This window comes from Litorisediminicola beolgyonensis (assembly GCF_042679605.1).
GTDB lineage: Bacteria > Pseudomonadota > Alphaproteobacteria > Rhodobacterales > Rhodobacteraceae > Litorisediminicola > Litorisediminicola beolgyonensis.
The window spans coordinates 25,604-43,877 of the sequence record NZ_JBHTMU010000012.1; the positions used below are offsets into that span (position 1 = coordinate 25,604).

Annotated in this window: 9 protein-coding genes; 1 reads left to right on the forward strand and 8 read right to left on the reverse strand. The window is 67.4% G+C overall.

Going from position 1 to position 18,274, the window contains the following annotated elements; all coding sequences use genetic code 11:
- Positions 1-74 precede the first annotated feature (74 nt).
- Complete coding sequence (locus ACFQ4E_RS08645) at positions 75-2,630, forward strand: penicillin-binding protein 1A (RefSeq protein ID WP_386802589.1); 2,556 nt, start codon at positions 75-77, stop codon at positions 2,628-2,630.
- 221 nt (positions 2,631-2,851) lie between these two features.
- Here ACFQ4E_RS08645 and gghA read toward each other — a convergent pair whose 3' ends face one another.
- The 8 genes from gghA to ACFQ4E_RS08685 all read right to left on the reverse strand — a co-directional run bounded on the left by gghA (position 2,852) and on the right by ACFQ4E_RS08685 (position 18,253).
- Positions 2,852-5,221 (reverse strand): glucosylglycerol hydrolase, encoded by a 2,370-nt coding sequence (gene gghA, locus ACFQ4E_RS08650; RefSeq protein ID WP_386802591.1) that lies wholly within the window; start codon positions 5,219-5,221, stop codon positions 2,852-2,854.
- Between the two features lie 49 nt (positions 5,222-5,270).
- Complete coding sequence (locus ACFQ4E_RS08655; RefSeq protein WP_386802593.1) at positions 5,271-6,902, reverse strand: alpha-D-glucose phosphate-specific phosphoglucomutase; 1,632 nt, start codon at positions 6,900-6,902, stop codon at positions 5,271-5,273.
- Positions 6,903-6,912: 10 nt separating this feature from the next.
- Positions 6,913-8,796, reverse strand: a complete 1,884-nt coding sequence (gene malQ, locus ACFQ4E_RS08660) for a 4-alpha-glucanotransferase (protein ID WP_386802595.1) — start codon at positions 8,794-8,796, stop codon at positions 6,913-6,915.
- Entirely contained in the window at positions 8,793-10,877 is a 2,085-nt protein-coding gene (gene glgX, locus ACFQ4E_RS08665) for a glycogen debranching protein GlgX (RefSeq protein WP_386802597.1), read from the reverse strand. Before glgX ends, malQ begins: the two co-directional genes overlap by 4 nt.
- The gene (gene glgA, locus ACFQ4E_RS08670; protein WP_386802599.1) at positions 10,874-12,277 is read right to left on the reverse strand and encodes a glycogen synthase GlgA; all 1,404 of its coding nucleotides are present in this window, start codon (positions 12,275-12,277) and stop codon (positions 10,874-10,876) included. The genes glgX and glgA overlap by 4 nt, the downstream gene beginning before the upstream one ends.
- Positions 12,274-13,539, reverse strand: a complete 1,266-nt coding sequence (gene glgC, locus ACFQ4E_RS08675) for a glucose-1-phosphate adenylyltransferase (RefSeq protein ID WP_386802601.1) — start codon at positions 13,537-13,539, stop codon at positions 12,274-12,276. The genes glgA and glgC overlap by 4 nt, the downstream gene beginning before the upstream one ends.
- 77 nt (positions 13,540-13,616) lie before the next feature.
- Positions 13,617-15,800, reverse strand: a complete 2,184-nt coding sequence (glgB, locus tag ACFQ4E_RS08680) for a 1,4-alpha-glucan branching protein GlgB (RefSeq protein WP_386802603.1) — start codon at positions 15,798-15,800, stop codon at positions 13,617-13,619.
- A gap of 50 nt (positions 15,801-15,850) precedes the next feature.
- Positions 15,851-18,253: a glycogen/starch/alpha-glucan phosphorylase gene (locus tag ACFQ4E_RS08685; RefSeq protein WP_386802604.1), complete on the reverse strand. Its 2,403-nt coding sequence runs from the start codon at positions 18,251-18,253 to the stop codon at positions 15,851-15,853.
- Positions 18,254-18,274 lie beyond the last annotated feature (21 nt).

Sequence of the window (18,274 nt, forward strand, 5' to 3'; positions counted from 1 at the left end):
TGTGTTTTGACCCGGCGCCCGGGATTGTGTAACCCGTGCCGATCGGAAAGCCTGCCCTGGAGGGGCCTGTCCCAATGATCCGTTTCATCATGTCCTTCTTCGGCGGCATCTTCAGCCTTCTGACGCTGGGGATCGGGATGTTCGCGCTGTCACTGGGCGCGGTGTTCTGGATGTACGGACGGGATCTGCCGAGCCATGAGAGCCTCGCGCAATACACGCCGCCGACGATCAGCCGGATCTACTCGGTCGAGGGGCGGATCATCGACGAGTTCGCGCAGGAACGGCGGCTCTTCACTCCGGCGGCGGAGATCCCCGACCTGGTGAAGCAGGCCTTCATCTCGGCGGAAGACAAGAATTTCTACGAACACCAGGGCTACGACCCGCGCGGCATCGCCGCGGCGGTGGTCGACGCGGTCAAGAGCCGCGGGCGCGACGTGCGCGGCGCCTCGACCATCACCCAGCAGGTGATGAAGAACTTCCTTCTGGGCGGCGATCGCCGCGCCGAGCGCAAGATCAAGGAGATCATCCTCGCCACGCGGATCGAGGAGACGCTGAGCAAGGAGAAGATCCTCGAGCTCTATCTCAACGAGATTTTCCTCGGGCAGAACTCCTACGGCGTCACCGCCGCGGCGCAGACCTACTTCAACAAGGCCCTGACCGAGCTTGCCCCGCACGAGGCGGCATTCCTCGCCTCGCTGCCCAAGGCGCCGTCGGATTACCACCCCGTCCGCAATGCCGACCGGCTGATCGCGCGGCGCAACTTCGTGCTGCGCGAGATGTTCGAGAACGGCTATCTCGACGAGGCGCAATACGAGCGCGAGCGCGAGGCGCCGCTGCGCTCGGTGCAGGCCGGGGATTTCGAGCCGTTCCAGAAGCAGCTGCCGCCGCGCGACTATTTCACCGACGAGATCCGCCGCCAGCTCAGCCGCGACTTCGGCGAGGGCGAGTTCTTCTCGGGCGGCTTCTCGGTGCGCGCGACGCTCGATCCCGAAATGCAGGTCGAGGCGGCGAAGGCGCTGCGCGAGGCGCTCGAGAATTTCGACCGGGCGCGCGGCGTCTGGCGGGGGACCCGCAAGACGGTGGATGTCGCCGCTCTCGAGACCGAGAGCGCCTGGCGCGCGGCGCTGTCGGACGTGGACGTGCCGCGCGACATCTTTCTTGAAAACCAGTGGTATCCGGCGGTCGTGCTGGAGGTCGGCGAGACCGCGGCCCGGATCGGCATCGAGGGCGTTCCGGATGACGAGGACGGCCACTGGATCCCGGCCGAAGACGTGCAATGGGCGCGGAAATACGATTACGGACAGGACAAGCTCCTGGGCGCGGCCCGGGTGGCCGACGACCTGGTCGATGTGGGCGATGTCGTGCTCGTGCGGCAGATGACCCGCGACGAGGATGGCAGCTTTATCCGCTGGACGCTCCGGCAGGTGCCGGTGGTCGAGGGCGCCTTCATGGCGATGGACGTGAATACCGGCCGCGTGCTGGCGATGCAGGGCGGGTTCTCCTACCAGCATTCGGTCTTCAACCGCGCCACCCAGGCCGAGCGTCAGCCGGGCTCGTCCTTCAAGCCCTTCGTCTATGCCGCGGCGCTGGACTCGGGCTATTCTCCCGCGACGATCGTCGTGGACGCACCGATCGAGATCAACACGCCGCAGGGCGTCTGGCGTCCGAAGAACGCGTCGAACACCTTCTACGGCCCGACCCCGCTCCGCACCGGGATCGAGCGGTCGCGGAACCTGATGACCGTGCGCCTCGCGCAGGAGGTCGGCATGGACGTCGTCGGCCGCTACGCTGAGAAATTCGGCGTCTACGACAACATGAGCCGGGTGCTAGCCAACGCGCTCGGCTCCGAGGAGACCACGGTCTTCAAGATGGTCGCCGCCTACGCGATGTTCGCCAATGGCGGCGAACGCGTGGAGCCGACGCTCGTCGACCGGGTGCAGGACCGTTACGGCAACACGGTCTACCGCCACGACAAGCGCGCCTGCGTGACCTGTTCCGATCCAGCGATCCCGGCGGGGTCGAGCCCGCGCATCGTGTCGGACCGCGAGCGGGTGATGGACCCGGTGACCGCCTATCAGCTGACCTCGATGATGGAAGGCGTCGTCCAGCGCGGCACCGCGAGCGGCACGGTCAACCTGCCGGTGCCCACGGCGGGCAAGACCGGCACCACCAACGACGCCAAGGACGTGTGGTTCGTGGGCTTCACCTCAAACATCGTCGCGGGCTGCTATATCGGCTACGACACGCCGCGGAGCCTTGGGTCAGGGGCCTCGGGCGGCGGTCTCTGCGGGCCGGTCTTCCAGCAGTTCATGCTGAAGGCGGTCGAGAAATACGGCGGCGGCAAGTTCAAGGTGCCGACCCAGTGCCAGTTCATCAAGATCGACCGCTTCACCGGCGCGCGCCTCTCCGACGGCGCCTCGGGCGAGAACGTGGTGTCGGAATGTTTCCGCCAAGGCGAGGAGCCGCTCTTCGGCATCCAGTTCGACGGCGGCTTCGCGATGGGCTCCGGGTTCGACATCATCCAGCCGAACGGGGCGGGTCCGAAGCGGGTGACGACCTCGTCCGGGCGGACCGGAATCGTCGGGCCGAAAGCGAGCTTCGGGTCGATGTCCTCGGGCGGGCTCTACTGAATTTCCGGTCAGGCGGAGCGCGGCCCTTTGGGGCCGCGCGCATGTCTGGCTTGCTGATCGTTTCCGATCATCAAGCGGGCGAGGGACGCTGCCCCTCGCGCTCCCCGGGATATTTCCGGACAGATGAGAGCCATGAGTGGCGCGCCCGGCGTGTTCGGTTGGCTCTGCGGAGCGGCGGGTTCGGGACCCGCCCGGGTGGAGACGGACGGGGCCCTCGGGGCTCAGCGTTTGCGGGTGAAGACCAGCGCCATGGAGTCCTTCAGGACGATCGGGCCCGAGAGGTAGTCCGGACCGATCGCCGGGGTGCGGAGCGCGCATTTCCAGCCGAAGCCCTCGGTGCCCGGAACGCCGAGGCGGAGCGGGTCGAGATCGGGGGTCGGTTTCCCCTCCATGTGGATCACTGTGTAGACCTGTTCGCCGTCCGGGCCGTTGCGGAGCGCGGTGAAGAGCGTCCGGCCTTCGAGCGGCTGGCGGTAGGAGAAGTGATCCTCGGGGCCGTAATTGTCGCGCAGCCACGGTCGGGCGGCGCGGAACTCGCGCAGGCCCAGGGTGAAGGCGCATTGCGCCGGGTCGAGACCGCCGAAGCTGTGGGTGACGTTGCAGTAGTCATGCATGTCGTCCATCCAGGCCCGCGCCACGGATTTCAGCGCGTCGACCGAGTAATGCGGGCCCGCGAGTTGGGGGTCGGTGGCGTTCAGGAGGCGGGCGATGTCTTCGAGGTCGTATTCCGTCACCTCGACCAGCGCGGGCAGGAACTCGCAGAACCGCGCGAGCTCGGCCCGGGTCTCGAAGCCCAGCTCCTTGAGGCGGCGGAAGTTCGACGGGATCGAATAGGCGTATTCGTCGACCTGCCATTTGAGCGAGATCGCCTCTTCGGCCACCACCTTGACGCCGTAGCGGTCGTCTTGGTTGCGGATGAAGCCCCAAGAGGCGCGGGCCATGGCGTTGAGGAAATCCATCGGCACGCCCGGCAGGGCCACATAGGTCAGCACATGGACCGCGGGGTTGTCATAGGCTTTGTCGAGGATCTCCATCCGGGTCTGGCCCAGGCGGGTGTTGATGTTCATTTTCGGGCTGACCTGGGTGCCGCGGCGCAGCGTGTCGTGGTTCGAGGTGCCCGAGATCCAGTTCGCGCCGACCTCGAGACATTCGCGGATGCGCCAGTACTTGCCCAGCCAGAAGGTGTAGAGGAACGGCGTGTTGTGGGCGAAGGTCAGCGGGCCCCACTGGAATACGTCGCCGTCGCGCTGCATCTCGATCACCGAGCGGTAGGAGGAGGAAAGCTCCCAGTCCTCCTCGGGCCAGGGGCGGCCATCTTCGAAGACGAACCAGGGCCGGTAGGTGGTGCCCGCGACCTCCTGTTCGAGATCGGCCATAAGCTGTAGATAATCGTCGTCGTGACGCATCTCCTGCGCCGCGGCGTCCCACCATTTGAAATCCTGCGCGCCGTCGACCCGGACGCCATCGGCGCCGAAATTCACCTTGCGGCGCTGCATCTCGAGGAGGATCGCCCGAACCGCGGGGTTCTGGTAGTCGAGGTTCTGGCCGTACATGTTCGGCCCGGCGAAGAAATGGCCATTGAGCGCATCGAGACCCTGGTTGTCGGAATGGCCGTAGACCACGTCGAAGACCAGCTTCTTGGGGCCGCCGGGGAAGCTGTGCAGAACCGAGGCGAGGTCGATCAGCTCGTCGGGGCGTCCGGTCTCGAGGAGCACCGGGTTCACCGTCGCCATGCCGGAGATCACCACGTCATAGCCCCAGTTGGTGGTGTCGGGGCGCAGGAGCGAGACGAAGACGCTCTCGTCGGTGATATTGCTCTCCTGCCAGAAGGCGGGGCCTTTCTCGTAGACGGTGGTCGGCTCGACGGGCAGGAGCTGCACGGCGTCGTAGCCCATGAAAATCTGCTCGGAGGGCTCGAGTGCGAGGCCCGCCTTGACGCGGGCGGCGAGGCGTTCGAACTGCCGGGTGAGACCGGCGATGGTGCCGCTTGCGGTGGCGGTCGGGATGTGGACCTGCAGGATGTTCGAGACCGGTCCGAACTTGTGCGGGGCCTCGGATTTCAGCGCCTCCCAATAGGCGGTATCGCCGCGCGCGGCCTGCATCGCCGCGACGTCGTAGAGCTCGGCCGGGGCAAAGGCGCCGAAGGGCAGCGACATGGCGAGCGGGTCGAGGATGCGGTGCCAGCGATCCTCGGCGTCGCGCCAGACGAGGCAGTAGAAATCGCCGATCTCCGCGCGCGTTCCGGCCTTCATGCCGGTGACGCAGGCGAAGCAATGGTTCTCGGTGCGGATCACCGGAACGAAGGCACGCTCGAAGCGGAGCTCCTGGTGCGAGCGGGTCAGGTCGAGAGGTTCGGTGGGGCTCAGGATCTCGAGGAAGATATCGCCCGAGGGCACCCGCTGATCCTGCAGCTCCGGCACCCAGAATCCGAAGCTCGCCAGCCCGGTCTCGTCGATCTGGCCGCCGAGACTGCGCGCGATCTCGCGCTCGGCGTCGAACCGGGTCGGCGCGGTCATCAGGCTCTGTTCGCAGGCCCTGGCTCGCGCGGAGGCGGCGGCTTCGTCAAAGGCGATCCGGGAGGAAAGCGTCATGTCGGGTCCTTCTTCGGTTCGGTCTGGGCCGCGGCGCGGGCGGCCGGTGTCAGGTGATGACATCCGGCGCGTCGCGGCCCGTATGTTCTCGGATGCCCGCCAACGCCTCGGCAGCGGCGATGATGCCGGCCAGCGCCTCTTGCGGGTCCATGTCGAGCTCGGCGGGGTCGGTTTCGACCCGTTCGAGATAGACGCGCAGCGTCGCGCCCTCGGTGCCGGTGCCAGACAGGCGGAAGACGATCCGACCGCCGCCCGAGGTGGTCACGCGGAGGCCCTGGCCTTCGCTGCGCGACCCGTCGACGGGGTCGTCATAGGCGAACTCGTCGGCGGATTCCACCGTGAGCCCGGCGAAGCTCTTTCCGGGCAGATCCGCAAGCTTGGCGCGCAATCCCTCCATCAGGGCCTCTGCATTGTCGCTGTCGACGGCTTCGTAGTCATGGCGGCTATAGTAGTTCCGGCCGTAGCTGTTCCAATGGTCGGCCATCAGATCGGCGACGGAAATCTTGCGCTCTGCCAAAATGTTAAGCCAGAAAAGCACGGCCCAGAGCCCGTCCTTCTCGCGGACATGATCCGAGCCGGTCCCGGCGCTTTCCTCGCCGCAGAGCGTGGCGCGGCCCGCGTCGAGGAGATTGCCGAAGAACTTCCAGCCGGTGGGTGTCTCGTAGCAGTCGCAGCCGAGCCTGAGCGCGACCCGGTCGAGCGCTCGCGAGGTCGGCATGGAGCGCGCGACGGCCTTGAGGCCGTCGGCATAGGCGGGCGCGAGCGTGGCATTGGCGGCCAGCGCGGCAAGGCTGTCCGACGGCGTGACGTAGATGTTCTTGCCGACGATCATGTTGCGGTCGCCATCGCCGTCGGACGCCGCGCCGAAATCGGGGGCGGTGTCGCCGAACATGCGGTCCATCAGATCCTTGGCCCAGATCGGGTTGGGATCGGGGTGGCCCTGGCCGAAATCCGGCAGCGGCACGGCGTTGACCACCGAGCCCTCGGGTGCGCCGAGCGCGCCTTCGAGGATCGCCTTGGCGTAAGGCCCGGTGACCGCGTGCATGGCGTCGAAATGCAGGGTGAAGCCGCCCGCGATCAGCGCGCGGATCTTGTCGAAATCGAAGATCGTCTCCATCAGCGCCTGGTAATCGGTGACGGGATCGACCACCTCGATCTCCATCCGCCCCATCGAGGTCGTGCCGAGGACCGAGAGGTCGACATCCTGCGCCTCCATGATCTGGTAGGAGGTGAGGTCCTTCGTGGCCTCGAAAATCTTCGCGGTCACGCCCTCGGGCGCCGGGCCGCCATTGGCGGTGTTGAACTTGACGCCGAAATCGCCGTCCTCGCCGCCGGGATTGTGGCTGGCCGACAGGATGATGCCACCATCGGTCTTGCGCTGGCGGATCAGGTTCGAGGCCGCCGGGGTCGACAGGATCGCGTTCTGGCCGACGATCACCTTGGTCGCGCCCGAGGCCGCGGCCATGCGCAGCACCACCTGCGCGGCGCGGTCGTTGAAGTAGCGCCCGTCGCCGCCCAGAACGAGCGTCTTGCCGGCGACGCCGCCGATGCCGATCCAGATCGCCTGGATGAAGTTCTCGAGGAAATGCCGCTCCATGAAGGTGCGGGTCTTCTTGCGCAGTCCCGACGTGCCGGGCTTCTGTCCGGCGATGGGCGAGGTCTCGACGGTGATGATGTCCATGGGGTCCTCCTCAGCGACCATGATCTTTCAGGATGGCGGCGGTGCGTGCGAGCCGCGGATCGGCGGCGAGCGCCTCGGGGCCCTTGGGCAGGCGTTGCCGCCAGTTCGGATACTGGATGGTGGTGCCCGGCAGGTTGGGCTGCTCGGTCACCTCGAGCACGTTCTCGGCCTGGACCGCGACAAGCCGCGAGGCGGCCGCGGCGAGGGTGGCGTGCATCCTCTCGGCGCTGTCCGGCACGGCGTCGGAATACCCGGCGCTCAGCCGGTCGAAGCGCTCGACCTCGGCTGTGCGTTCGCCGCTCAGCCAGTCGGCATCGGTTTCGCTCGTGACGCCGATGAGGCGGCGCGCCTCGATCTCGCGCGCGCCGCGCCAGCCGGTCCAGGTGGGCAGGTCATGGGTCGAGAAGCTGGCGATGGCGGCCTCGGTGTAGTCCCCGGGCGCGCGGAAGCGGTCCTCGCCCCAATGCTGCTCGAAGATCGAGACGCGGCAGCCGAGGATGCCTGAGCGCGCCATCGCCTCGCCGAGACCTTCGGGGATGTTGCCGAGATCCTCGCCGACGATGCTCGCGCCCGCGCGGGCGGCCTCGATCCGGGCGACGGCCAGCATCGCCTCCCGCGGCATCTGCACATAGGCGCCGGGCGCGCCGTCGGGCACCCAGAAGGCGCGCTCGAAGCCGAGGATATGGTCGATTCTCAGAAGCCCCGAGAAGCGGAGCTGCCGCCGCAGCGTCTCGGCCAGCGCCTGGAAGCCCGTGGCGATCAGATGCGCGGGGTTGAAGGGCGCGAGGTTCCAGTTCTGACCGTCGCGCGCGAAGGCGTCGGGCGGCGCACCAAGCGAGGCCCCGGAGGCAAAGCTCGCGCGATCCTCCCAGGTTTCGGCGCCGTGGGGATGGGTGCCGACCGCGAGATCCAGATAGAGCCCCTGCGTCATGCCCGCCGCGCGGGCGCGCGCCTGCGCGGCGTCGAGCTGCCGCTCGGCTTCGAATTGCTGCCAGGCGTGGAACCTCAGCCGCTCGGCCATCTCCCGCGCCGCCTGCCGCGTCTCGGGGCTCTCCGGGTCCTGCAGGGCCGCGGGCCATGTGTTCCAGTAGGGCCCATGAATTTCCGAGAGCGCCTGGTGGGTGGCGAAGCGGGTCAGCGCCTCGCCCTCCTCGGCAAGCCAGGGCAGGAACCCGGTCAGCGCCGCGCGTTCGAAGACGCCTTCGAGCGCGGCGTTCTGCGCGGGGATCTCGGTGTAGTAGTCGATCAACCGCCCGCTTTCGGGCCGCTGCATGCCGGTGGCGATATGCAGCGTCGAGAGGCGGCGGCGATGCGATGGCGTGTAGGGCGAGAAGGCCGTCTCGTCGCTCGGAAACCCGGCATGGACCGGGTTGATCCCGAGAAAGCCCGCGCCATGCCGCGCGGCCCCCTCGGCCATGCGCGCGAGATCGCGGTAGTCGCCGATCCCGCCCGTGGCCGCGTCGCGCAGGCCCCAGAGCGGGACCATGAGACCCCAGCCGCGATCGGGCAGGGGAAGGGACCCTGGCGCCGAGAGGATCCAGCAGGTCGCGCCGCCGCTTTCCAGCCGGTGCCGCCCGATCGGCAGGGCAGGCAGCTCCGGCCCGGTGCCTTCGTCGCCCTCGCCATTTTCAAGGAAGATCTGCCAGTCCTGACCCTCGGGGATGTCGAGCACAGGGGCGCTCCCGGCCTCTGAGATCACCCATTCGGGCAAGGTGTCGGGCGCGGGCAGGGTGGCCAGCGCCTCTTCCGCCTCGGCCTCGGAGGCAGGCGCGAAGCCCATTGCCGCGAGGAGACCGTCGCGGGTCTCGGGCGTGGTGTCATGCCGCGCGCCGGTCGCGTCGGTATAGCCCGGCAGGATGCCGAGCCGCCGTGCAAGAGCGTAGCGCGCGCTCATGCGGCCTCCAGCACGAAGACCCGGACCGAGGCTCCGGCCAGCGCGACCGTGTCGCCTGCGGGCTCGGTCCCGTGCTTGGGGCGCGCGGTGTCGATATGGCTGACCCAGTGCCAGCCCTCGGGCGGCGCGGGCATGGTCAGCGCGACCTCGCCCCCGGCATTGAACACCACGAAAAGAGCCTCTTCGCGCTGCGCGTAGCGCGGCGTGCCCGAGGCCATCCGCATCTCGGCGCAAATCACCTGCCGGTCGGCGTCGAGCCAGTCGGCATCGGTCATCTGCTCGCCATCCTCGCGCCACCAGAACAGATCCTCGATCCCGTCGACGATCCGCTCGCGCGAATGCAGGAACCGCTTCTGGCGCAGGATCGGATGCGCCTTGCGGAAGGCGATGAGCTTCTGGACGAAGAGCATCATCTCGCAATCGGCATTGGCCCAGTCGAGCCAGCCGATCTCGTTGTCCTGGCAATAGGCGTTGTTGTTGCCGTGCTGCGAATTGCCGAACTCGTCCCCGGCCAGGAGCATCGGTGTGCCCTGGCTCAGCAGTAGCGTGGCCAGCATGTTGCGGCGACGGAGCGCGCGCGCGGCGATGACCTCGGGATCGTCGGTCGGCCCCTCGACGCCGAAATTGGCGCTGGCATTGTCGCCGTGGCCGTCGCGGTTGTCCTCGCCATTGGCCTCGTTGTGGCGCTCCACGTAAGAGGTCACGTCGGCCAGGGTGAAGCCGTCATGGGCGGTCACGAGGTTGACGCTCGCGGTCGCGGGACGGCCCGAATGGTCGAACTGCTGGGCCGAGCCTGTGATCCGGTTGGCAAGCTCGGGCGCCATCAGGTCGTCGCCGCGCCAGAACCGGCGGACGCCGTCGCGATACTTGTCGTTCCACTCGGAAAAGGGCGGCGGGAACGCGCCCACCTGGTAGCCGCCCGGGCCGATATCCCAGGGCTCCGCGATCAGTTTCACGCGGGTCAGGACCGGGTCCTGCCGGAGCGCGTCGAAGAAGGCCGAGCCCGGGTCGAAGCCCGCGCTGGTCCGGCCGAGCGTGGCGCAGAGATCGAAGCGGAAGCCGTCGACATGGAAGGTCTCGACCCAGTAGCGCAGGCTGTCCATCACCATCCGCATCACCATCGGATGGTCCATGTTCACCGTGTTGCCGGTGCCGGTGTCGTTGATGTAGTGCCGCCGGTCCTCGGCCAGCCGGTAATAGCTGGCATTGTCGAGCCCCTTGTAGGCAAAGGTCGGACCCATCTGGTCGCCTTCGCAGGTGTGGTTGTAGACTACGTCGAGGATCACCTCGATCCCGGCGGAATGGAGGCGGGCGACCGCGTGCTGGACCTCGCGCAGACGGCCCTCGCTGAGGTAGCGCGGATCGGGCGCGAAGAAGCCGAGCGTCTGGTAGCCCCAGTAATTGCGCAGGCCCTTGTCGACGAGGAACCGGTCGTCGACGAAGGCATGGATCGGCAGCAACTCGATCGCGGTCACGCCCAGGCAGGTCAGGTGATCGAGCATCGGCTCGGAGGCGAGCGCGAGAAATCCGCTCAGGCCCTGCGTGCCGGGATGCTGCGCCGTCAGGCCTTTCACATGGGCCTCGTAGATCACCGATTCCTCCATCGGCTTGGCGGGCGGCACATCATCGCCCCAGGAAAAGCTCGGATCCTCCACGACGCATTTCGGCATGAAGGGCGCGCTGTCGCGGGTGTCGAAGCTCAGGTCCTCGTCCTTGTGCCCGACGGTGTAGCCGTAGAGCGCGTCATGCCAGCGCGGATGCCCGGTCAGGCGCTTGGCATAGGGGTCGATCAGGAGCTTGTTGGCATTGAAGCGGTGGCCGTGCTCGGGCGCGTAAGGCCCGTCGGCCCGGTAGCCGTAGAGCTGTCCCGGACGGATACCGGGGAGGTATCCGTGCCAGACATCGCCATCGCGTTCGGGAAGGACGATGCGGTCGGTCTCGGTCCGGCCATCGGGCGAGAAGAGGCAGAGCGTCATCTGTCGCGCATGTTGCGAGAACACGGCGAAATTGGTGCCATCGCCGTCGAAACGAGCGCCCAGGGGCGCGGCAAGCCCCGGAGCGAGAGAGGAGGAGAGTGTCATCGGGGTCCTGTAAGCGCCTCGTAGAGATCGCGGTAAGCGGCGGCGGAACGATCCCAGCCGACCGGCTGTGCCATGGCATTTTTCATCATCGTCTGCCAGACGGTCCTGTCGCGCCAGAGCGCGCAGAGCTTGGTGAGCGCACCAGCGAGGGCCGCGGTGGTGATCGGCAGAACCTGCAGGCCCGTGGCGCAGCCCGCGTCCAGTCCGGCGGGGCTCGCGTTGATCACCGTATCGGCCAGTCCTCCGGTCATCGCCACGACCGGCAGCGTGCCGTAGCGCAGCCCGTAAAGCTGGGTCAGCCCGCAGGGCTCGAAGCGCGAGGGCACGAGGATCGCGTCGCCCCCGGCGATCATGCGCTTGGAGAGCGCTTCGTCGTAACCGATGCGGACGGCGACGCCCGCGTGGCGGAGCGCGGCCTGCCGGAACGCGGCTTCGAGACGGGCGTCGCCCGAGCCCAGAAGCGCCAGTTGCCCACCCTGGTCGAGAAGTGCGGGCAGGGCGTCGAGCAGCATGTCGAGACCCTTCTGCTCGGTCAGCCGCGAGATCACCACGCAGAGCGGCCCGTCGCTCTCGGGCAGGTCGAACTCCTGCCGGAGTGCCGCGGTGTGGCGCGCCTTGCCGCGCGGGCTCTTGTAGGGCGGCGACCAGGCCTCGAGGTCGATGCCGTTCAGGATGCCGGTCAGGACATTCGCCCGGGCGCGCAGGACGCCGTCGAGGCCCATGCCGAATTCGGGGGTCAGAAGCTCGGCGGCGTAGGTCGGGCTTACCGTGGTGATCGCGTCGGACCAGAGCATCCCGGCCTTCAGCGCCGAGATCTGCCCCCAGTATTCGAAGCCCTCGCTGGTATAGCCGCTCTCGGGCAGGCGCAGCGTCTCGCGCATCGCCGCGGGCGCAAGGCCCTGGAAGGCCACGTTGTGGATCGTCAGAACGCTCGCGGCCTTGGCGCCGCTTTCGCGGGCGTAGAGCGGCGCGATCCCGGCCTGCCAGTCATGGCAATGGAGGACGTCCGGCACCCAGTCGCCGACCCCCTCGGTCGCGATCCGCGCCGCGACAAGGCTGAGCGCGGCATAGCGCACCGGATTGTCCGGCCAGTCCCGCCCGTTCGGTCCGAGATACGGCCCGCCCGAACGGTCGAAGAGATGCGGCGCGTCGAGCGCGTAGAGCCTGGTTTCGCCCAGAAGCCCCGTCACCAGCCGCGCCGGCGCGCCGAAGACTTTGCCAAGGTCATGCGTCTCGCCGCCCGAAATCGCGCCCATCACCGCCGGATAGCCCGGCAGGAGCGTGCGCATCTCGACGCCCAGAGGCGCCAGGGCGCCGGGCAGGGCGCCCGCCACGTCTGCAAGCCCCCCGGTCTTGACCAGGGGGACGCATTCGGAAGTGACGGACAGGACGCGGGTCATGAGTCGGCGTCTCTCCTGGCGAGCATCGAGCTGGTGATCAGGGTGATCCCGCCCTCGGAGACGCGGAACCACTTGGCGTCCTCTTCCGGGTCCTCGCCGACGACGAGGCCTTCGGGGATGTGGACGCCCCGGTCGATCACCACGTTTTTCAGCCGCGCGTGGCGGCCGACGGTGACGTAGGGCAGCACGATCGCGCCTTCGAGCGACGCGAAGCTGTTGGTGTGGACCTGCGTGAAGAGAAGCGAGCGCCGGATCTCGGTGCCCGAGATGATGCAGCCACCCGAGACGAGGCTCGAGACCGCGTTGCCGCGCCGGTTGGCCTCGTCATGGATGAACTTCGCCGGAGGCGAGAGCTCGGAATAGGTCCAGATCGGCCAGTCCTTGTCCCAGAGATCGAGATCGGGATCGAAATCGGTTAGGTCGATATTGGCCTTCCAGAAGGCGTCCACCGTGCCCACGTCGCGCCAGTAGGAGGGTGCGCCCGGCACCGAGCGCACGCAGCTGTCCTCGAAGCGATGGGCCTGCGCCTTGCCGTTCTTGACGATCTCGGGGATCAGGTCGTTGCCGAAATCATGGCTCGAATTGTCGTCCTCGGCGTCGCGGGTCAGGAGATCGCGCAGGAAATCCCAGCGGAAGACGTAGATGCCCATCGACGCCAGCGCCACGGACGGGTCGTCCGGCGTGCCCGGCGGGTCCTTGGGCTTCTCCAGGAACGAGGTGATCACGTCCTTCTCGTCGATCGCCATCACCCCGAAGGCCGAGGCCTCCTCGCGCGGGACGGTGAGGCAGCCGATGGTGACGTCGGCCTCCGCATCGACATGGTGACGGATCATCTTCTCGTAATCCATCTTGTAGATGTGGTCGCCAGCGAGGATCAGCACGTAATCGACGCCGTAGCTGTCGATGATGTCGATGTTCTGCGCGACGGCATCCGCGGTGCCGCGATACCACATGCTCTCGTCCACCCGCTGCGAGGCGGGCAGGATGTCGAGAAATTCGTTCCGCTCGGCGCGGAAGAAGTTCCAGCCGCGCTGGCAGTGCCGGATCAGGCTGTGGGCCTTGTACTGGGTGGCCACGGCCATCTTGCGGATGCCGGAGTTCATCGCGTTCGACAGCGCGAAATCGATGATCCGCGTCTTGCCACCGAAATAGACCGCCGGTTTCACCCGCCGGTCGGTCAGTTCCTTCAGCCGAGAGCCGCGCCCACCGGCGAGCACGAAGGCCATCGTCCGGCTGGTCAGCCGTCCCGAGGTCACGTTCATTTTGGTTCCTCCCCCCCTTATTGCGCCGCGCCCGCTGTCGCGGGTGCTGCGGCCATGCATGTGTCGCGGGCGGGCCGTCATTCCTTGACCAGGAAGACGGCCGAAAGCGGCGGGATCACCACCGTCGCCTGCGCGGGCTGACCGTTGAAGCCGTCCTCCACGGCCTCCACGCTGCCCATGTTGCCGCGATCGCCGCCCCCGTAGAGGCCGGCATCGGTGTTGAGCGCCTCGCGCCATGTGCCGGCCTGCGGCATGCCGACCCGATAGGCGGTCTGTTCGACCGGCGTGAAATTCGCGAGCACCACCACCTCGGCGTCGCCGGGATGGCCGCGCCGGATCCAGGCATAGACCGAGCGCTCGGCATCGTTGGCCTCGATCCACTGGAAGCCCTCGGGGTCGCAATCCTTGACGTGCAGCGCGGGCGTGTCGGCATAGAGCCGGTTCAGGTCGCGCACGAGGGACTGGATGCCCTTGTGATAGCCGCCCGAGGCCGCCGCCCAGTCGAGCTGGGCGTTGTGGTTCCACTCGTGGCCCTGGGCGAACTCCTGTCCCATGAAGAGAAGCTTCTTGCCGGGGTGGCCCCACATGAACCCGTAATAGGCGCGCAGGTTGGCGAATTTCTCCCATTCGCCGCCCGGCATCCGGTTCAGCATCGAGCCCTTGCCATGCACGACCTCGTCATGGCTGATCGGCAGGATGAAGTTCTCGGAGAAGGCGTAGTGCAGCCCGAAGGTCATCTGGTGATGGTGATGCTTGCGGTAGATCGGGTCCTTCTTGATGTATTCGAGCGTGTCGTTCATCCAGCCCATGTTCCACTTGAACCCGAAGCCGAGCCCGCCGTCATAGACCGGCCGCGAGACCTTGGGGAACGAGGTGCTTTCCTCGGCCACCGTCATGATCCCGGGGCATTCGCCATAGGTCTCGGAGTTCATCGTGCGGAGCACGTCGATGGCCTCGTAATTCTCGCGCCCGCCATCCTTGTTCGGCACCCACTCGCCGTCCTTGCGCGAGTAGTCGCGGTAGAGCATCGAGGCGACCGCATCCACGCGCAGCCCGTCGGTGTGGTATTCCTCGAGCCAGTACAAGGCGTTGGAGACGAGGTAGTTCTTCACCTCGGTGCGCCCGTAATTGTAGATCAGCGTGTTCCAGTCCTGGTGGAACCCCTCGCGCGGGTCGGCATGCTCGTAGAGGGCGGTGCCGTCGAACTGGCCGAGCCCGTGCGGATCGGTCGGGAAATGGCCCGGCACCCAGTCGAGGATGACGCCGATCCCGGCCTTGTGCGCCGCGTTGACCAGATCGCGAAACTCATGCGGAGGACCGTGGCGGACGGTGGGCGCGAACATGCCCACGGGCTGGTAGCCCCAGGAGCCGTCGAACGGATATTCCGAGATCGGCAGCAGCTCGATATGGGTGAAGCCCATGTCGCGGACATACTCGACCAGCTCGGTCGCGGCCTCGACATAGGAGATGCGCCGCCCGTTCTCCTTTCGCCGCCACGAGCCCAGATGCACCTCGTAGACCGAGATCGGCGCCTCGCGGCCATTGGCCTTGGCGCGGGTCTCCATCCACTCCTGATCCGACCAGCCATAGCCGCGGATGTCGCGCACGACGCTGGCGTTCTCCGGCGGGTGCTGCGAGCCGAAGCCGACCGGGTCGGCCTTGAGCGGCAGGACCGCGCCATGCGCGCCGACGATCTCGTATTTGTAGACGGTGCCTTCGCCGAGACCGGGCAGGAAGATCTCCCAGACGCCGGTCGCGCCGCGCCGCCGCATGACATGCCGCCGGCCGTCCCAGAGGTTGAAATCGCCGACGACCGAGACGCGCCGGGCGTTGGGCGCCCAGACCGCGAAATGCGTGCCGTAGACGCCCTCGTGCTCCATCACATGCGCGCCGAGCACCGTCCAGAGCCGCTTATGGGTGCCTTCGCCCAGGAGATACTCGTCGATCTCGCCCAGGACCGGGCCGAAGCGGTAGGTGTCCTCGGTGTCCCAGACACCGCCGGCATTGGCGCCGCGCAGCCCGTAGGGCGCGTCGCCCGGGACCGGTCCGTGGAAGGTTCCCGGGACGCCCTCGACCGGGGCGAGCGGGTATTGCTGGTTTCCGATCACCGCCCACATCTCAACCGCTCCGGGATCGAATGCGGTCACGGTCCTGGTCTCTCCCGCGCCGCGCGGGCCGAGGAGGGAAAAGACGTCGTCGCAGGTGCCTTCGGAAACACTGCGGAGACGGTCGAGCGGGGGGAGGTCTTTGTTCTGTGCCATGCTGCCTAGCTTAGACCCCCGCTTCCGACGTTCAACGTATCGACCGATTTTCAGCCTGTCAGAAGGCTTTCCGCGTTCCAGATGTCGCTCATGTAACCACGGATCGTGCGATCCGACGAGAACCAACCCGATCTCGCGGTGTTGAGAGCGGCTTTGCGCGTCCATGTCTCCGCATCGGCATAGGCGGCATCGACCTCGCGGCTGGCGCGCCAGTAATCGGTGAAGTCCGAGGAGACGAGGAAGTAGTCCGGTCCCGACAGGTTCTCGACGATATGCACGTAGCGATCCGGCTCGTCGGGCGAGAAGAGACCGTCCTTGATCGCGTCGAGCGCGCGCTTCAGGCGCGGATCGGCGGCGATGGCCTGGGCGGCGTGGTTCTCGACCTTCCGCCGCGCGACGACCTCGTCCGCGGTCATGCCGAAGAGGAAGAAGTTCTCCGCACCGACATGCTCGCGGATCTCGACATTGGCGCCGTCGAGCGTGCCGATGGTCAGCGCGCCGTTCAGGGCGAATTTCATGTTGCCGGTGCCCGAGGCTTCCTTGCCGGCGGTCGAGATCTGCTCGGAGAGATCGGCGGCCGGGATCAGGCGCTCGGCGAGCGTCACGTTGTAGTTCGGAAGGAACACCACCTGGAAGAAATCGCGGGTCGCGGCATCGGCGTTGATCACCTGGGCCACGTCGTTGATCAGGCGGATGATGTCCTTGGCGAAGAAATAGCCGGGCGCGGCCTTGCCTGCGAAGATCTTGACGCGCGGGACATGGTTGCCCGAGGGCGCGTCCTTGATCTCCTGCCAGAGCGCGATGGCCTCGAGGATGTTGAGATGCTGGCGCTTGTACTCGTGCAGGCGCTTGATCTGGACGTCGAACATCGCGTCGGGATCAACGGTGAGCCCGTGCGCCTCGGCCATCCAGGCCGCGAGATCGGCCTTGTTGCCGCGCTTGGCGTCGGCATAGCGCTGGCGCCAGCCCGCGTCCTCGATCGAGGGCTCCAGCTCCTTCAGCCGCTCCAGGTCATCGACCCAGCCCTCGCCGATGGTCTCGGTGATCAGGCCGGAGAGCCGCGGGTTGCAGGACAGAAGCCAGCGTCGCGGCGTGACGCCGTTGGTCTGGTTCACGATCCGGTCGGGGTGGAGCCGGTGCAGCTCCTCGAAGACGGTTTCCTTCATCAGCCCGGTATGGAGCGCCGAGACGCCGTTGACCTTGTGGGCCATGACGAAGGACAGCTCGCCCATCTTCACCTGGTGATCCGCCCGGACCGAGAGGCTGCGCGAGGGGTTGGCCTTGGCATGGGCCGAGTCGATCCGGTCGACGATCTGCAGATGCCGCGGCAGGAGGCGGCCGAAGAGACCTTCGCCCCAGCTTTCCAGCGCCTCGGGCAGGAGCGTGTGGTTGGTGTAGCTGAGGCAGGCCGTAGCGGTGGCCATCGCGTCCTCGAAGCTCATGCCGCGCTCGTCGTGCAGGATGCGGACCAGCTCCGGCCCGGCGATGGCGGGATGGGTGTCGTTGAGCTGGATCGCCACCTTGGCGGGCAGCTTGCCCAGGTCGTCATGCTCACTGTCGAAGCGGCGCAGGATGTCTCGGAGCGCGGCGGCGGTCAGGAAGAACTCCTGCTTGAGGCGCAGCTCCTTGCCCTGCTCGGTGGTGTCGTCGGGATAAAGCACGCGGCTGATCGTGCGCGCCAGCGCCTCGGGCTGGGCGGCCTCGGCAAAGGCGCCGCGGTTGAAGGAGGACAGGTCGAACGGGTTCGCGGCCTTGGCCGACCAGAGCCGCAGCGTGTTGGCCCAGCGGCCCTGCCAGCCGACGATGGGCGTGTCGAACGCCTCGGCGAAGACGCATTCCGAGGGCGTCCAGACGGTGGTTCCGCCCTTCGTCTCGACGCTGCCGCCGAAGCCGATCGGGTAGCTCGCCTCGGGGCGCTCGAACTCCCAGGCGTGGCGCTGCAGGAGCCAGGTCTCGGGCGCTTCCATCTGGCGGCCGCCCTCGAAGCTCTGGCGGAAAAGCCCGTGCTCGTAGCGGATGCCGTAGCCATAGGCGGGGCAGCCAAGCGTCGAGAGGCTTTCGAGGAAACAGGCCGCGAGCCGTCCCAGACCGCCATTGCCGAGCGCCGCGTCGGGCTCGTCGGAAAGGACCGTGTCGAAATCGACCCCGAGCTGCGAGAGCGCGCCGCGCGCCTCGTCCAGAAGCCGCAGGTTGACGATGCCGTCCTCGAGAAGACGGCCGATCAGGAACTCCATCGACAGGTAATAGACGCGCTTGGCCCCGGCCTCGTAGGTCTTGCGGGTGGCCGCGAACCACGAATCCACGATCCGGTCGCGGACCGCGAAGGACAGCGCCAGCCGCCAGTCCTGCACCTGCGCATGGGACGGGTCGGTGCCGATCTCATAGGTCAGATGGCGCAGGATATCGTCACGAAACGCGTCGGCGGTGGTGCGGGGAGGGGTCGCGATATTCATCTGTCTGGCCTTTCGAAATCG